Origin of the sequence: Streptomyces longwoodensis (assembly GCF_001514125.1) — a bacterium.
GTDB classification, from domain to species: Bacteria; Actinomycetota; Actinomycetes; order Streptomycetales; family Streptomycetaceae; genus Streptomyces; species Streptomyces longwoodensis.
The window spans coordinates 243,849-258,383 of the sequence record NZ_KQ948550.1 but is presented as its reverse complement, the minus strand read 5'-3'; the positions used below and the strand labels follow the sequence as shown (position 1 = coordinate 258,383).

12 protein-coding genes and 1 pseudogene are annotated in these 14,535 nt (G+C 74.9%); 4 read left to right on the top strand and 9 right to left on the bottom strand.

Annotation, left to right across the window (positions count from 1 at the left end; translation table 11 throughout):
• Window positions 1-65: 65 nt before the first annotated feature.
• The 6 genes from rsgA to AQJ30_RS06075 all read right to left on the bottom strand — a co-directional run bounded on the left by rsgA (window position 66) and on the right by AQJ30_RS06075 (window position 7,900).
• Window positions 66-1,196, bottom strand: a complete 1,131-nt coding sequence (rsgA, locus tag AQJ30_RS06100) for a ribosome small subunit-dependent GTPase A (RefSeq protein WP_067229603.1) — start codon at window positions 1,194-1,196, stop codon at window positions 66-68.
• A gap of 234 nt (window positions 1,197-1,430) precedes the next feature.
• Window positions 1,431-2,924, bottom strand: a complete 1,494-nt coding sequence (locus AQJ30_RS06095) for a cellulose-binding domain-containing protein (RefSeq protein WP_067229600.1) — start codon at window positions 2,922-2,924, stop codon at window positions 1,431-1,433.
• Between the two features lie 296 nt (window positions 2,925-3,220).
• Window positions 3,221-4,579, bottom strand: a complete 1,359-nt coding sequence (locus AQJ30_RS06090; RefSeq protein ID WP_067229599.1) for a radical SAM protein — start codon at window positions 4,577-4,579, stop codon at window positions 3,221-3,223.
• Between the two features lie 107 nt (window positions 4,580-4,686).
• Window positions 4,687-5,709, bottom strand: a complete 1,023-nt coding sequence (locus tag AQJ30_RS06085) for a TolB family protein (RefSeq protein ID WP_067229596.1) — start codon at window positions 5,707-5,709, stop codon at window positions 4,687-4,689.
• The gene (locus AQJ30_RS06080) at window positions 5,706-7,001 is read right to left on the bottom strand and encodes an MFS transporter (protein WP_067229594.1); all 1,296 of its coding nucleotides are present in this window, start codon (window positions 6,999-7,001) and stop codon (window positions 5,706-5,708) included. Before AQJ30_RS06080 ends, AQJ30_RS06085 begins: the two co-directional genes overlap by 4 nt.
• A gap of 5 nt (window positions 7,002-7,006) precedes the next feature.
• Window positions 7,007-7,900, bottom strand: coding sequence for an alkaline phosphatase family protein (locus AQJ30_RS06075; protein ID WP_067229591.1), 894 nt, complete (start codon window positions 7,898-7,900; stop codon window positions 7,007-7,009).
• A 292-nt stretch (window positions 7,901-8,192) separates the two neighbouring features.
• Between AQJ30_RS06075 and AQJ30_RS06070 the strand changes: the two genes are divergently transcribed.
• The 3 genes and pseudogenes from AQJ30_RS06070 to AQJ30_RS06060 all read left to right on the top strand — a co-directional run bounded on the left by AQJ30_RS06070 (window position 8,193) and on the right by AQJ30_RS06060 (window position 10,607).
• Window positions 8,193-9,437, top strand: coding sequence for an FAD-binding protein (locus AQJ30_RS06070; RefSeq protein WP_067229588.1), 1,245 nt, complete (start codon window positions 8,193-8,195; stop codon window positions 9,435-9,437).
• Between the two features lie 137 nt (window positions 9,438-9,574).
• Window positions 9,575-10,069: pseudogene (locus AQJ30_RS39135) on the top strand (transcriptional regulator); the annotation flags it as partial.
• Window positions 10,070-10,142: 73 nt separating this feature from the next.
• A complete protein-coding gene (locus AQJ30_RS06060; protein WP_211278935.1) occupies window positions 10,143-10,607 on the top strand; it encodes a hypothetical protein in 465 nt (154 codons plus the stop codon).
• Window positions 10,608-10,626: 19 nt separating this feature from the next.
• Here AQJ30_RS06060 and AQJ30_RS06055 read toward each other — a convergent pair whose 3' ends face one another.
• A complete protein-coding gene (locus AQJ30_RS06055; protein ID WP_067229581.1) occupies window positions 10,627-11,136 on the bottom strand; it encodes a hypothetical protein in 510 nt (169 codons plus the stop codon).
• Window positions 11,133-12,890 (bottom strand): PHP domain-containing protein, encoded by a 1,758-nt coding sequence (locus AQJ30_RS06050; protein WP_067229578.1) that lies wholly within the window; start codon window positions 12,888-12,890, stop codon window positions 11,133-11,135. The genes AQJ30_RS06055 and AQJ30_RS06050 overlap by 4 nt, the downstream gene beginning before the upstream one ends.
• A gap of 193 nt (window positions 12,891-13,083) precedes the next feature.
• Here AQJ30_RS06050 and AQJ30_RS06045 point away from each other — a divergent pair, with 193 nt between their 5' ends.
• Window positions 13,084-13,734, top strand: a complete 651-nt coding sequence (locus tag AQJ30_RS06045; RefSeq protein ID WP_079083857.1) for a TetR-like C-terminal domain-containing protein — start codon at window positions 13,084-13,086, stop codon at window positions 13,732-13,734.
• A gap of 32 nt (window positions 13,735-13,766) precedes the next feature.
• Here AQJ30_RS06045 and AQJ30_RS06040 read toward each other — a convergent pair whose 3' ends face one another.
• On the bottom strand, window positions 13,767-14,531 hold the full coding sequence (locus AQJ30_RS06040; protein WP_067229575.1) for an isocitrate lyase/PEP mutase family protein: 765 nt from the start codon (window positions 14,529-14,531) through the stop codon (window positions 13,767-13,769).
• Between the last annotated feature and the right edge of the window lie 4 nt (window positions 14,532-14,535).

The following is a 14,535-nucleotide window of genomic DNA, read 5'->3' as shown; positions in this document are numbered from 1 at the left end:
TCGCCGGTCGCGGCCCTCCTGCTAGCGGGAATCGGACATGGGCGTGGCGGGTGCCGGGGCGCGGGTCACCGCTGCCGCCCCCGCTTGGCCTCCATCATGGCCTTGCCCATCGCGCCCCGGCGCTTCCACTCGCGCTTCATCTCGGCGCGCGCCCGCGCGTCGGTCTTGGCGACGATCCACTGGTTCTCGCGCACCAGCTTGCGGTAGCTCTCCAGCCGCCGCGGGGGCAGTGCGCCCGCCTCGACGGCCCCGAGCACCGCGCAGCCGGGTTCGTTCTCGTGCGCGCAGTCGTGGAAGCGGCAGTCCCGGCCGAGGTCCTCGATCTCGGCGAACACCTGCCCGACGCCGGTGCCGGCGTCCCACAGGCCGACGCCGCGCAGGCCGGGCGTGTCGATGAGGACCCCGCCGCTGGGCAGGGCGAGCAGGTTGCGGGTGGTGGTGGTGTGCCGGCCCTTGCCGTCCGCGTCCCGGGTGGCCTGTACGTCCATGACGGCGTCGCCGACGAGCGCGTTGGCGAGGGTGGACTTGCCGGCGCCGGAGGTCCCGAGCAGCACGGTGGTGCCCCGCCCGAGGAGCGCGGTGAGCTCGCCGAGGCCGTCGCCGTGCAGGGCGCTGACGGTGAGCACGGGCACGCCGGGCGCGGTGGTCTCCACGTCCTGCACGAGGTACGACAGTCCGGTCGGGTCGGGCACCAGGTCGGCCTTGGTCAGCACGACCACGGGCTGCGCCCCGGACTCCCAGGCCAGCGCCAGGAACCGTTCGATGCGACCGAGGTCGAGTTCCACGGCCAGGGAGACGGCGACCACGGCGTGGTCGACGTTGGCGGCGAGGACCTGCGCCTCGGACCGCTTGGAGGAGGTGGAGCGCAGGAAGGCGGTACGGCGCGGCAGCAGCGTCCGTACGTAGCGCGGGTCGGCGCCCGCGGGGTCGACGGCCGCCCAGTCGCCGGTGCACACGACCTTGGCGGGGTCGCGGGGCACCACGAACTCGGTGTCGGCGCGGACGACGCCCTCGGGGGTGACGAGGTCGCACATGCCGCGGTCGACGCGCACGACGCGCCCGGGCACCAGCCCCTCGGCGGCGTACGGCGCGAACGCCGCGTCCCAGCCGTCGTCCCAGCCGTACGGGGACAGCGGCGACGGGGAGGAGGAAGAAGAAGAGGGGGAGGAAGACGAAGAGGAGAGCGAGGAAGACAAGGGAGACCCTTCACGGGTGCGGTCCCGGCGGCGCGCTCGGGCGCGCGGAAAGCTGAAGTGGTCAGCCGGTGACCGCGGAGGTGGACGGAGTGGGCTTCTGTGCGCGGGCAGCACGCATCGCAAGGACAGCCATCGGTCGACACCTCCCGTCTCGTCTCGTCCGTCTCTCGGACACCGGTCACCCTAGGCGCGGGCGGTCCGCCCGCGCCACTGCTTTTTTCCCTCCCGCCCTCCTCAGGTCAGGCTGCACGCCCGGCCGTTGAGGGCGATGTCCCGCGGCTCGGTGTTGTGGTCCTGCCAGGACGCGAGGAAACCGAAGGACAGGGTGCCCTCGGGGGCGACGGTGCGGTTGTAGTCGGCGGCCGTGGCGGTGACGCGGGAGCCGTCCTGGGCGACGCTCGCGTCCCACATCTGCGTGACCCGCTGGCCGTCCCGGAAGGTCCAGGCGACCCTCCAGTGGTCCAGGGCCTCGGCGGTGGTGACGGTGATGGTGGCCTGGAAGCCGTCGGGCCACTGGTTGACCAGGTCGTAGTGGGCCGAGCAGACCGCTTCCTCGGGGGTGCCGCCGGCGCCGGCCACGGTGGCCTCCGAGGTGCCCTGCGGCTCCGGGTCGGGGCGGTCCTCGTCGCGCGCCGTGGCCGGGGAGGTCCGGTGGGCGGGGGCGGGGGCCGACCGTCCGGGGGTGGCGGAGCGGGGCGGGGACGTGGTCCCGCGGGCGGGCGGCGCGGCGGAGACGTCGCCGGCCACCGGGGTGGGGTCGGCGGGGCCGCCCTTGGCGCTGTCGCCGCCGTCGCCGGACGGCAGCAGCGTGACGGCGAGCGCGACGAGGGAGATGAGCGCGGCGCCCGCGAGCAGCCCGTGGCGCAGCAGCCGGGCGCGGCCGGCGGCGGCCTTCGCGGCCTCGGCGTCCGGGTCGGCCGCGGCGGGGCGTCCGGCGCCCAGGCGCACCTCGGCGGCCCGGCGGCGGCGCTCCAGGTAGGCGAGGCCGCCCCAGCCGATGACGCCCTGGGCCAGGGCGGCGGGCAGTCCCCCGCCGTGCAGGCGCAGACAGGCGGCGGCCTCCGCGCACTCCTGGCAGGTGGCCAGGTGGCGGGAGAGGTCCTCGGGGGTGTCGGCGACCGGCGAGCGGGTGACCGCGTCCAGCAGGCGGACGTAGCTGCGGCACTCCGCGTCCAACGGCGTGTCGAGGTGGTTGCGGTGGCAGCGGTCGCGGAACAGCCCCCGCACCTCGTCCAGTTCCTGTGCCGCGGCCGCGGGGTCCAGGCCCTGGCGGCGGGCGACGGCGCGCAGCGGCAGCGCCTCGACCTCGGCCAGCCACAGCAGGGCGGCGTCCGGCTCCTGCATGTCGCGCAGTCCGCGCAGCGCTATGGGGCGGCGCAGGGGCGGCCCGGTGTAGCGGGCGGCCTTGCCGGAGTTGAGCCACAGGCGCAGGTCGGGGTCGAGCTTGTGGCCCTGGCCCTGGGCCTCCCAGGCGGCGGCCGTGGTGCGCACGGCGGTCAGCAGCAAGGGGATCCGGGGCAGCCGGGGCGCGCGGCGGCCGGTGCCGCGGCGGGAGCCGTCCTCGGCGGCGCGGGCCTCCCGTATGCCGAGCGCGAAGGCCTCGCGGGCCAGTTGGTGGGCCGCGGTCGAGCCGGACGTGCACAGGTCGGCGTACGACAGGACGGCGTCCCAGCACTCGGAGAACAGCGCGGCCTCGGCGTCGTCCTTCGGGGTCGGCAGGTCGGGCATGGGTCTCCTGCATTCGAATGCGAGGTCAACTCACCATGTCGGCAAAGGAGTTGGGGGGAACCTCGCCGCAGGGGCAGAGCTTTTCACGACTTCCGCACAACTGACAAGCGCCGTGTTCACATGTCGTAGTCACGGGTTCGCCGGCCGTGGCCGCACCGACGGGGCGCCCGGCCCCGTGCCGCTGGGCCGGTTCCTCTCGGTTCCGGCCCAGAGTACGGATGCGGGCGCCCGGTGGCTCAGTCTTCGGCACTTTCGGCCCAGCGGCCCCTCAGGTCACAGGGGCCGCGCGGAGCGGATCAGCCGGCGGGTACGGCCGTGGTCCCCGCCGCCGGGGTCTCCTCGTCCGGCTGCTCCTGCGCCGGGAGGCTGTCCATGAAGGAGCTGACGGAGAAGACGGCGCGGCCGGGTCCGGGCGGGCCGTAGCCGGGGGGCGAGGAGAGCCCGAAGTCGTCCATGGTCTGGCGGTAGGCCTGGAGCAGCCGGATGTGGTACTCCAGCGGCGCGCCCTGCGGGTTGGCCTTGCCGAGCGGGGTCGTCGGCTCCGGGCACCAGGTGGTGAAGCGGGGCGTGATGCCGTGCGACATGAAGAAGCGCAGGCCCTCGGTGGTGGAGGCGATGGCCTCGTCGACCGTCTTGAAGCCGAAGGGCTCGGCCATCTCGACGCCCGCCACGAAGTTCGGGATGACGTTGCGCGCGCCGAAGACGTCCGCCGAGTCGAGGATGCGCCGGTGCCACTCGTCCCGCCCGACGTACCGCTCCTTGCCGGGGCAGTACATCTTGAACAGGTACTCGTCCCACACCTCGAAGTTGGGGTGGTAGATCTGCACGCCGTAGTCCTTGAACCGCTGGACGTCGGCCTTGGGCAGCGCCTGGGCGACGACCTTGCCGATCCACCGCCCCGGGAAGCGCTCCTCGATGGCCTTGGCGTAGTGGCCGTAGAAGTCGGCCTCGTCGCGGCCGGAGACGGTCCTGGTGATGGCGCCGCCGGTCAGCGTGTAGGCGGTGGAGGCCTTCTGGGTGTCGTAGCGGTCGATGATCTCCAGGGCCTCCAGCACCTCCTCGACGTCCTTGACGCCCGTGTAGGGCCGCCCGGCCGCCTTGTGCTGGCGCCAGTTGTGGTTGATGTCGCAGTACTGGCACTCCTCCTTGGCGCCGAAGTACTGGCAGACCCGGAACACCGTGAGGTAGATCAGGTAGCCCCACTGGATGGTGGGGGCCACCTCCATCACGGACTTCCCGTTGGACAGGGTGTGCCGGTAGTACTCCGGCATGGGCGGCACGCCGACGTCGGCGATGCGCCGCCCGTCGAGGTACAGGCCGAGCACGCCGTCGTCGTCCGCGGCCACCCGGTAGGGCGAGGCCGGGTTCACCCGCACCGAGACCACCGTGCGGCGCAGGTCGTAGGGGCCGCCGGTGAGGATGATCTCCTCGGGCGGGCGGCGCAGCGCGGCCTCGCCCAGCTCGGGCAGCGTCCCGTGGTCGAAGGAGAAGATGAAGTACGACTTCGGCTTGACCTCGCCGTCCTCGTTGTCGCTCAGGGCCGACGGGTCGAAGGCCACTCCTCCCCGCAGCAGGTCCTCCTTGAAGACGGCTTCCCGCGGAACGTGCGGGAACCGCTCCATCAGATCCTCGACCAGCGCGGTGCGGCTGCCCATCCCGTGTCTCCTCCCGGTTCGGACGTACGACTCCTCACGGTATGCCCCCGCGCGGCCCGTGGTGGTACCGGGTCCCCCCGGGGGCCGTCCCGAACGGGTGGCGTCCGTCACCCCAGGTAGGCGGGGGCGACGGCGGAGACCATCAGCCGGCGGGCGGTGCCGGTGCCGTCGGCGGGCACGGTCCACAGGTCGGAGCCGTAGTCGCCGGGCAGGGCGTAGACGAGGGTGCCGCGGTCGGCCCACAGGGCCTGGTCGTCGATGTTGCGCCGTTCGGCGGTCGCCGTCTCCCGCATCGTGCGCAGGTCCAGGACGTACAGCCGCCAGGGCGCGTCGGCCGGGGCGCCCGGCACGCGCTTCTTGTACGCGATCCGGGTGCCGTCGGGCGACAGGGAGGGGCACTCCACGTTGGCGTGCAGCGTGGTGAGGGTGCGGGTGGCGACGTCGCCCCGTACCAGGTAGGTGTGGCCGCCGGTCGCGAGGGTGGCGTAGAAGCGGGTGTCGTCGGCGAAGGTGACGCCCCAGATGTTGACGTCCGCCGCGTGGTACGGCCGGCCGTCCTTGACGACGTGGAAGGTCTCCAGGTTGTCCTCGATCTGCCAGGTGCGGGTGTCGACGAGGGCGGTGCGGGTGGAGAAGTCGGTCCCCGCGTAGGAGTCGCCGCTGACGAAGACCGTCCAGGCGACCAGGTGCCCGGAGGGCGAGACCCGGGCCCGGGTGGGGATGCCCGCCGCGGGGAAGCGGTGCCGCTCGCGCAGGTGCGCGTCGAGCACGACCGCCCGGTAGGTGTCCTCCAGCGCGCCGTGCACGGCCTGGAGGCACACGGCGGTGCCGGCCGCGGCGTGGAAGCGCAGGCACTTCACGCCGGACGCGGTGCGCGGGCCGTCCGGGTCGCCCGTGGGCACGGCGGCGATCTCGTCGCGGTGCGGCCCCCAGGCGAGGTTGCGCACCAGCAGGGTGCGGCCGTCCGCCGGGCGCAGCGAGACGTCGCCGGTGCGTACGGCCGGGCCGTCGGCCTGCTGCTCGTCGCGCTGTCCGGCCCGGTGGGCGGCGTGCAGCACCGCCCCGGTCCCGACGGCCCCGAGCAGCAGGACGGCGGTCAGCAGGATCACCAGGCGGGCGGTCCGGGTCATGCGGGCACCTCGTCGGCGGGACGCAGCAGGAAGGAGACCGCCACGGCCGCCACGGCGAGCCCGGCGGCGGTGACGGCGAGCGCGCGCTGTCCGCCCCACAGGCTCCAGGCCGCGCCGAAGGCCAGCGAGCAGACGAACCGGGCGAGCGCCTGGCCGGTGCCCACCAGTGCCTGTCCGGCGCCCTGGTGGCGGGCGGGGACGGCCGCGGCGGTGGCGGCGGCGAGGACCCCGTCGGTGGCCGCGTAGAACGTGCCGTGCAGCAGCAGGACGGCGGCCACGGCCGGTGCGCCGTGCCACGGGGAGAGCACCACGGCGTAGGCGAGGAGCAGGACGCCGTGGCCGGCGAGGAAGAGGCGGCGGCGCCCGACGCGGTCGGCGAGCGCGCCGAGCGGCACGGCGAGCAGCAGGAAGACGGCGGCGGTGCCGAGCGGCAGCAGCGGGAACAGGTGGGCGGGCAGGTCCCCCGCGCGCTGGAGCAGCAAGTACAGGAAGGCGTCGCTGACCGTGGTCAGGCCCAGCAGGGACGCGCACGCGGTGAGGCGGCGCACCGGGCGGCGGCGCAGCAGCCCGAGCGCCTCGCGCAGGGTGGGCGGTGCGGCCGCGGGCCCGGCCTGTGCCGGTGCCCCGGCGGGGTCGGGGGTGATCCGACGCGGGACGAACAGCACGAGGAGCAGGACGCCCAGCGCGGCCACGCAGCCGCTGACGACGAACACCGCGTCGTAGCCGTCGACGGTGGCGCGCAGGACGGCGAAGGCGACGAGCGGGCCGAGCAGCGCGCCGGTGGTGTCCATGGCCCGGTGCACGCCGAACGCCCGGCCCCGGCGCTCGGGTGCGGTGGCGAGGGAGATCATCGCGTCCCTGGGGGCGGTGCGCAGCCCCTTGCCGGTGCGGTCGACGGCGAGGACCGCGCCGAGCACGGGCAGGGTGTGGGCGAGCAGCAGCAGCGGCTTGCACACGGCGGACAGGCCGTAGCCGAGGCCGGCCACGGTCTTGTGGCGGCGGCCGCCCCGGTCCGCGAGGTGGCCGCCGGCCAGCCGCACCAGGGCCCCGACGCCGTTGTTGACGCCGTCGAGGAACCCGAAGCCGAGCGGGGACAGGCCGAGGCCCGCGACCACGTACAGCGGCAGCACGGCGGTGACCATCTCCGAGGAGACGTCCGTGACGAGGCTGACCGCTCCCAGGGCCAGCACGGTGCCGGGCACGGCGGCCGGCCGCCGCCCCGGACGGGTGTCCGGGGCGGCGGCGGACCGGGTGGCGCGGGAGTCCGTGGAGCGGGAGTCCGCGAGGTACACCGGCGTCAGTTCCAGATGCCGGTGACGTCGGACGCGGAGGCGGCGTTGCCCGCGTGCGCGCTCAGACCGGCCAGGTCCTCCAGCGTGCGCAGGACGTTGTAGTGGTTGTACGTGGTGGCGGTGGAGCTGCCCGGGATGACGTGCTCGCCGTAGAACAGGGTGGGGATGCGGTTGCCGGACAGCCGGTTGTCCTCGTCGAAGGTGACGGCGAGGAGGCTGTTGTGCGTCTTGGCCCAGGTGGCGTAGGCGCCCAGGTTGTTCTTGATCCAGGTGTCGCCGGTGGAGACCGAGCAGTCGTGCATGTCGTTGCACAGGTTCGGCACGACGAACGACACCTTCGGCAGGGTGGTGTAGTCGGCCGGGAACTGCGCGAAGGTCTTGGCGGTGCTGACCGGCACGTTGGAGAAGCCGAACCAGGGGTTGTGCTTCTGCGCGTAGTTCCCGCTGCTGCAGGTCGTCGAGCCCTGGCTGGGCAGCGACTCGTTGTAGCTCGCCCAGGTCTTGCCCGCGGCGATCAGCTCCGAGGCGAGGTTGGGCTTGTTGATCGAGCCGACCGACACGCAGCTGTCGTCGGTGCGGCCCTGGTTGGAGCCGGAGAACAGCATGTAGTAGTTCGGCTCGCTGGGGTGGGTCAGGCCGTAGGACTGGGTGAGGTTCGCACCGCCGGCCTTGAGGGTGTTGTTGAGGTAGGGCGCGCTGGAGCTGCCGATCACCTGGGAGTAGGCGTGGTTCTCCAGGACGACGACCACCACGTGGTCGGGCGTCGGCAGGCCGGCGGCCTGGGCGGGTGCGCCGGTGGCGGCCCACAGGCCGATCGACGCGCCGGTGAGGGCGAGCGCACCGGCGAGGGCGGACAGGGGACGTCGGGGGGTGCGCTGGGAAGCCTTGACGGCGGCCATGACTGTCCTCCGGACAGGGGTGACGGACGTACCGCGGGCGGGGAAGCGCCGTAACCCTAGGGTTCCCCGGCCGAGCCCCGGTGAAGAGCAGGCGAACGGCGGGCCCCGTCCGGCAAAGGTCCCCCCAAGGCCGTCCCAAGGGCGTCCCCGGGCACCCCGCCGGGCGGTGCCCGGGCGGCGCGTGCTCCCGCCGGGCGGCTCGGGCCGTCGTCGGGCGGTGTCCGGGCCGGTCGGGCCGTCGGATAGGTTCCGAGGGGGACCTCCACGTCCCCCGGGCAGGGAAGGACATGCAATGGCCGAGACGGTGACCAACTGGGCGGGCAACATCACCTACGCAGCCGCGGAGCTGCACCGTCCGCGCTCCCTGGACGCGCTGCGGGCCCTGGTGGCGAACGGCTCCCGGGTGCGGGTGCTGGGCAGCGGCCACTCCTTCAACCGGATCGCCGAGCCCGGCCCGGACGGGGTGCTGCTCGCGCTGGACGCGCTGCCCGTGGAGGCGGACGTCGACACCGCGGCCCGTACCGTCCGGGTCGGCGGCGGGGTCCGCTACGCGGAGCTGGCCCGCCGGGTGCACGCCCACGGGCTGGCCCTGCCCAACATGGCGTCCCTGCCGCACATCTCGGTGGCCGGTTCGGTGGCCACCGGCACGCACGGCTCGGGCGTGGCCAACGGCTCCCTCGCCGCCCCCGTGCGGGAGGTGGAGCTCGTCACGGCCGACGGGGAGCTGGTGCGGATCGCGCGCGGCGACGCCCGGTTCGGCGGGGCGGTCACCTCGCTCGGGGCCCTCGGTGTCGTCACCGCGCTCACCCTGGACCTGGAGCCCGCCTACGAGGTCGAGCAGCACACGTTCACCGAACTCCCGCTGGAGGGGCTGGACTTCGAGACGGTCGCCGCGGCCGCCTACAGCGTCAGCCTGTTCACGGACTGGCGGGCGCCGGGCTTCCGCCAGGTGTGGCTGAAGCGGCGCACCGACCAGCCGCTGCGCGACGTCCCGGGGGCCACGCCCGCGACGCACGCGCTGCACCCGGTGCCGGGCATGCCGGCGGAGAACTGCACCGAGCAGTTCGGGGTGCCGGGTCCGTGGCACGAGCGACTGCCGCACTTCCGGGCGGAGTTCACCCCGAGCAGCGGGGCGGAACTGCAGAGCGAGTACCTGATGGACCGCTCGTCGGCCGTGGAGGTGCTGTCCGCGCTCGACCGGGTACGGCAGACCGTCGCCCCCGTGCTCCAGACCTGCGAGGTGCGGACGATCGCCGCCGACGACCAGTGGCTGAGCCCGGCGTACGGCCGTGACTCGGTCGCCGTGCACTTCACGTGGATCGCCGACACGGAGGCCGTGCTGCCGGTGGTGCGGACGGTGGAGGAGGCGCTGGCCCCCTTCGCGGCGCGTCCGCACTGGGGGAAGGTGTTCGCGATGCCGTCCCCGGCCGTCCGCGAACTGTACCCGCGCATGGGCGACTTCGCCGGTCTCGTCCGGGAGCTGGACCCGGCCGGCACGTTCACCAACGCCTTCGTGCGTGGCCTCCTCGACGGCTGACGGACCGGTCCGGCACGCGCCTTCCGCCCTTCGGCCAGCCCTTCTCCCCACCGCTTGTCGTCCCTCCGGCGCCCGTCATGGCCCGACGCGGCGCCGGGGCGACGAGGCCCGGCCCGGGCACGGCAGGGGGCACCTCGGTGAAGCGGACCTCGCGTGACATCCGCACCGCGAACCGCTACGAGGTGCTGCGCCGGATCATCGCCCGTTCGCCCACCTCCCGCCAGGAGCTGGCGGCCGCCACCGGCCTCAGCCTCGCCACGGTCGCCACCCTCGTCGGCGAACTGCTCGACCTGCGGATGATCACGGAGGTCGGCTTCGAGGACTCGGCCGGCGGCCGCCCCCGGGGCCTGGTCGCCGTCCACGCGTCCGGTGGCGCGCTGATCGGCGTCGACGTCGCGGAGACCTACGTCCGCGTCGAGCTGTTCGACCTCGCGCTGAACGTGCTGGCCCGGGCGGACGAGGACGTCAGCCCCGGCGAGAGCCTGCCCGGGCAGGTGGTCGGGCACGTCGCGGCCGCCGTCGGCTCGGTGGTCGCCCGGGCCGGGGTCGAGGACGCGCGGGTGCTCGGCGTCGGGGTGAGCGTGCCGGGGCAGGTCGACTGTGCGACGGGGCGCGCCGCGTACGCGCCCGACGCCCGGCGCACCATGACGCCGTCCCGAGGTGCCGCACCGAACGCCCGTGCGACCGTGGGGCAGGATGGGCCGCATGACCGACCCCTTCGACGTGACGCCCCGCCCGGTCCAGCTCGGCGAGTACCCGGTGTGGGACGAGGCGCTGGCCCTCGTCAACCGCGACCTGGCCGCGACGCTGCCCGAGCGCGCACCGCTGCGGCTGATGGCACTGCCCGGCTGGGAGGAGGACGAGGACCCGCACGAGCACGCCCACGTGGCCCTGTCCGACGGCACCTGGTGGGGCAACCACCTCCCGGACGGCTCCGACGCCGACCCGGTCTCCGCGTTGTTCGCCGTCGCCGAGGCCGCGCAGGACACCGTCAGCGAACGCCTGTGGCAGGCCTGGCCGGTGTGCACCGAGCACACCCTCGGGATGCACCTGCGCGAGGAGGACGAGAGGCCCGTCTGGTGGTGCCCGAAGGACCATGTGCGGGCGGCGGTCGGGGCGTTGGGCACCGTGCAGCGTCCGCCGCGCGCCCGTGGCGCGCGGCGGTCCTGAGCCGGCCGGGCCCCCTCGCTCAGTGGTCGGCGCAGCAGGGCGTCGGGTCGGGCACCTCGAACGGCACGAGCGTGCCGCCCGCGGCCGGCATGCAGACCAGCACCAGGTCGCCGTCCTGCTGCCAGTGCGGGCGGACATGACCACGCGTCAGGATCCGCGTCGCCGCACCGGGTCGGCCGGGCGTGCCGAGCACGGTGACGCGGTCGATCGCCGAGGTCGCCCGTACGTCCCCGACCGTCGTCGTGCCGGTGAGCGCGGCGGCGCCGGGGAACAGCACGGCACGGCCCACGGCGTCGGGACGGCCGTACGCCATCGGGTGCGCGGCCAGGCGGTCCCGTACGGCGGTGAACGCCGCGTCCGTCGGCAGGGCCAGCGACACCGCGACGCGCGGCCGGTCGCCCCGCACCAGGTGTGTGCAGCCGAACGTGTCCCGGGGGAGGTCGAGTTCGGCCGCCAGCGCCAGGAGCAGGTGATCGGCCGCACGCAGGTCCCGCAGCCCCGGGTCCAGGGTGACGACGGGCGGCGTCACGAGGGCAGGACCCACACCGGGTTGGCGTAGAACCACAGGTCGCGCCACGGGTCGGCGTCCCCGACGACGTCGATCGCGGGGCCGGCCGGGTCGACGGCCGCGCCCAGCGCGCCGACCGCGCCGCGGTTGCCGTCGGTGCCGCGCAGCCGGACGTAGCCGGGACGGTCCACCCGGCCCAGGTCGTGGGTGAGCCGGACCGTGCCGGCCGACTTCCCGATCTCGTACGACCGCACGACGCGCGCGGTCGGCGCGGTGAACGTGTCCCGGTCGGCGACGGGACCGGTGACGTCCCCCTGGATGACGTCGACCCGCGCCAACGACGGCGTGAAGCCCGCCCAGTTGGGGCCGCCGGCCAGGGCCACGTCCACGGTGAGGGTGACCCGGGTGCCCTTCTTCACGTGCAGCGCGCCGCCCAGCGTGGCCCAGCGGCCGCCGCCCGAGACCCGCACGTCGAGGCCGCTGAGGAGCTGTCCGTGGTCCACCCAGATGCGTCCGGCCCGGATGCCGTCCATGACGGCGGCGTAGGAGAAGCCGTCGGCACCGACGTGCGTGCGGCTGTACTGGCCCGGCCAGAAGTCGCCCTGGGTGAGGTCGACCTGCCCGCCGTAGACCGGGTCCGGGTAGCGGCCGTCGGTGTTGAAGTCGCCGCCGGGGCCGCGCACGGCGGTGTCGGCGTACACCTGGTGGGAGTCGGAGTTGGCGGTGATCCACCAGGGCTTGCCCTCGGCGAGGAGGCTGTCCCACAGGCCGCCCACGGTGGCCGTCATCCAGTCGAAGCCGCCCCAGGTGCGGTAGCTCTCCAGGGGGTAGCCGGCGAAGGAGTTGGCGCTCGGGCTGTTGTCGTAGATGCCGCGTGCCCGGCCCGGGCCGAGCGGCGCGGGCAGCCCGGACGCCTGGTGGCCGGGGGCGCCCTCGAAGCCGACGGCGATCCGGTGGCCGGCGCCGGTAGCGTCGCGCCAGCCGCGGATCTCGTGCGGGGAGTCCACACCGCGCCGCGCCGGGTGGTTGGCGAGCATCAGCGCGTCCTTGACCTTGCGCCGCTCCACCTGCTCGGCGAGGAAGGCCAGACCGGCGACGGCCAGCGCCTCGTTGGCGGGCGTGGCGTCGGAGGCGTTGTTGACGCTGCCGTCGTAGTCGGTCTCGAACTGCTTGAGGACGGCGACCTCGTTGCCGCCGGGGTGGACGAAGACGGTGCCGTGCTCGGCGGCCGGGATGTTCCACTCCAGGCCCTGGAAGACGAGCGTGTCCTCGTGCGCGGCGCGGGCCGCCCGGATGTCCGGGTTGACCTTCTCCACCCCGATCCGGGCGTGGGCGGCGCTGCCGTGGTCGGTGATGACCAGCCAGTCCAGTCCGTTCCGGGCGCCCTGGCGTACCTGGTCGACGACGCGGTACTTGCCGTCGCTGCTGTACTGGGTGTGGATGTGGTGGTCGCCGGACAGCCAGAGGAAGCCCTTGCCGCGGCGGCCGGAGGAGGCGACGGGCGCCCCGGCGGACGGGGCGGCGTACGCGGCGGTGCCGCCCGTCACCCCCGTGACCTCGCCGAGGACGCTGCCGGCCGCGAGGCCCGCGCCGAGCAGCCCGGCGCGCCGCAGCAGGGAGCGGCGCGACCGCTGCTCCGGGGACAACTCCCCGTCGGGCACGGACGTGTCGAACGCGGCGGGCAGCGCAGCCCCCGCCGCGGGCCCGTGGTCGTGCGGGTGGCCGTGCCCGTGCGGGTGGCTGTGCCCGTGCCCGTGTCCGTGTCCGTGACCCATGAACGCCTCCTGGATGCCGCTGCCTTCACGCGGCTGCCTGCTGCGGCACCGGTGCGCCGCGTGAGGAGGATCGAGGCAGGACATGAACGCCGGACGACCAGGAGGTGATCGACGTCGGCCCGGGGCACGGCGGCTCGGTCGTGCACGGTGGGTAGCCTTGGCGGGTTCCCAGGACACCCCAAGGAGGTGTGGTGTGGCCCGAGCCGGGCTGTCCACCGGGCGACTGGTCGCCGCGGCCGCCGACCTCGCCGACGAGGCCGGCTTCGAGAACGTCACCCTGTCCGCGCTGGCCCGCCGCTTCGGCGTCAAGGACGCGAGCCTCTACTCGCACGTCAGGAACATCCAGGACCTGCGCACCCGCGTCGCCCTCCTGGCCGGCGGCGAGATGATCGACCGCATCGCCGCCGCCGTCGCCGGCCGCACCGGGAAGGACGCGCTGGTGGCGTTCGCCGGCGCCTACCGGGAGTACGCCCTGCGCCACCCCGGGCGCTACGCCGCCACCCAGGCCCGCGTCGACCAGGAGCTCGCCGCGTCCTCCCCCGCCCTGCGCCGCACCGCCGAGGTCACCTACGGCCTGCTCGGGGCCTACGGCCTGACCGAACCGGACCTCACCGACGCCGTCCGCCTGCTGCGCAGCACCTTCCACGGCTACTGCGCCCTGGAGGCCGGCGGCGGCTTCGGCGCCCCCCGCGACGTGCGCCTGTCCTGGGACCGGGCGGTGGACGCGCTGCACGCGGCGCTGACGCACTGGCCACGGGAGGCGGCGACGGGAGCGGAGGCGGCGACGGCGGCGGCGGCGGAGACGCGGGGGGACCCGGGGTCGGTGTCCGGGTCGGGCGCGTAGTCGGAGCCCGGTGCGCGGGGTGAGCCGGTGGGTCAGTCCTCCTGGGCGCGGGTCCGGGCCAGGGCGTCCACCTCGGCGTAGGTGGGTGTCGTCCCGCGGGGTGCGCGGCCGGCGCGGACGTCGTCCAGGGCCTCCAGGGCCGCGCCGAGCGCCCGCCGGTACAGCAGGGAGCCGAGGCTGACCCGGCGCACGCCGAGGTCGGTGAGGTGGGGCAGGCCGGGACCGGTGGGCGTGCAGAGGACGTTGAGGGGCACGTCGAGGTGCCGGACGAGGGCCGCGATCTCCCGTGGGTCGGTGAGCCCCGGCACGAACACCCCGTCCGCGCCCGCCTCCTGGTAGGCCTCCAGCCGGGCCCGGGTCCCGCTGCCGTCGCCCGACCAGTACGTGTCCGTACGGGCGTTGACGAAGAGGCCGGGCGCGGCCCGCTTCACGGCGGCGATCTTCGCGGCGTGCCGGTCCGCCGGGCCCAGCCCGTCCTCCAGGTTGATGCCGACCGCGCCGACGGCGGCCAACTGCCGCGCGAACTCGCCCACTTCGTCGGGGTCATCGCTGAACCCGCCCTCGGCGTCGACGCTGAGGAGGAAGGGCGCGGAGCCGAGCGTGAGGGCCAGCCGCAGCGTCTCGTCGCGGGTCGCGGCGGCCCCGTCCGGCAGGCCCGCGGCAGCCGCCACGGCGAGACTCGTCGTCCCCACCGCCGGGAAGCCCGCGGCGGCCAGGGTCAGGGCGGAGGCGTGGTCCCAGGCGTTGGGGAGCAGGAGGGGCCCTGGCGCGTGGTGGAGGGCGGCGAACGGCGTCATGGGA

Excerpts from the sequence above, each read along its gene's own strand:
- AQJ30_RS06095 (WP_067229600.1), bottom strand. The coding sequence starts at position 2,924 with ATGCCCGACCTGCCGACCCCGAAGGACGACGCCGAGGCCGCGCTGTTC.
- AQJ30_RS06090 (WP_067229599.1), bottom strand. The coding sequence starts at position 4,579 with ATGGGCAGCCGCACCGCGCTGGTCGAGGATCTGATGGAGCGGTTCCCG.
- AQJ30_RS06085 (WP_067229596.1), bottom strand. The coding sequence starts at position 5,709 with ATGACCCGGACCGCCCGCCTGGTGATCCTGCTGACCGCCGTCCTGCTG.
- AQJ30_RS06075 (WP_067229591.1), bottom strand. The coding sequence starts at position 7,900 with ATGGCCGCCGTCAAGGCTTCCCAGCGCACCCCCCGACGTCCCCTGTCC.
- AQJ30_RS06070 (WP_067229588.1), top strand. The coding sequence starts at position 8,193 with ATGGCCGAGACGGTGACCAACTGGGCGGGCAACATCACCTACGCAGCC.
- AQJ30_RS06060 (WP_211278935.1), top strand. The coding sequence starts at position 10,143 with ATGACCGACCCCTTCGACGTGACGCCCCGCCCGGTCCAGCTCGGCGAG.
- AQJ30_RS06050 (WP_067229578.1), bottom strand. The coding sequence starts at position 12,890 with ATGGGTCACGGACACGGACACGGGCACGGGCACAGCCACCCGCACGGG.
- AQJ30_RS06040 (WP_067229575.1), bottom strand. The coding sequence starts at position 14,531 with ATGACGCCGTTCGCCGCCCTCCACCACGCGCCAGGGCCCCTCCTGCTC.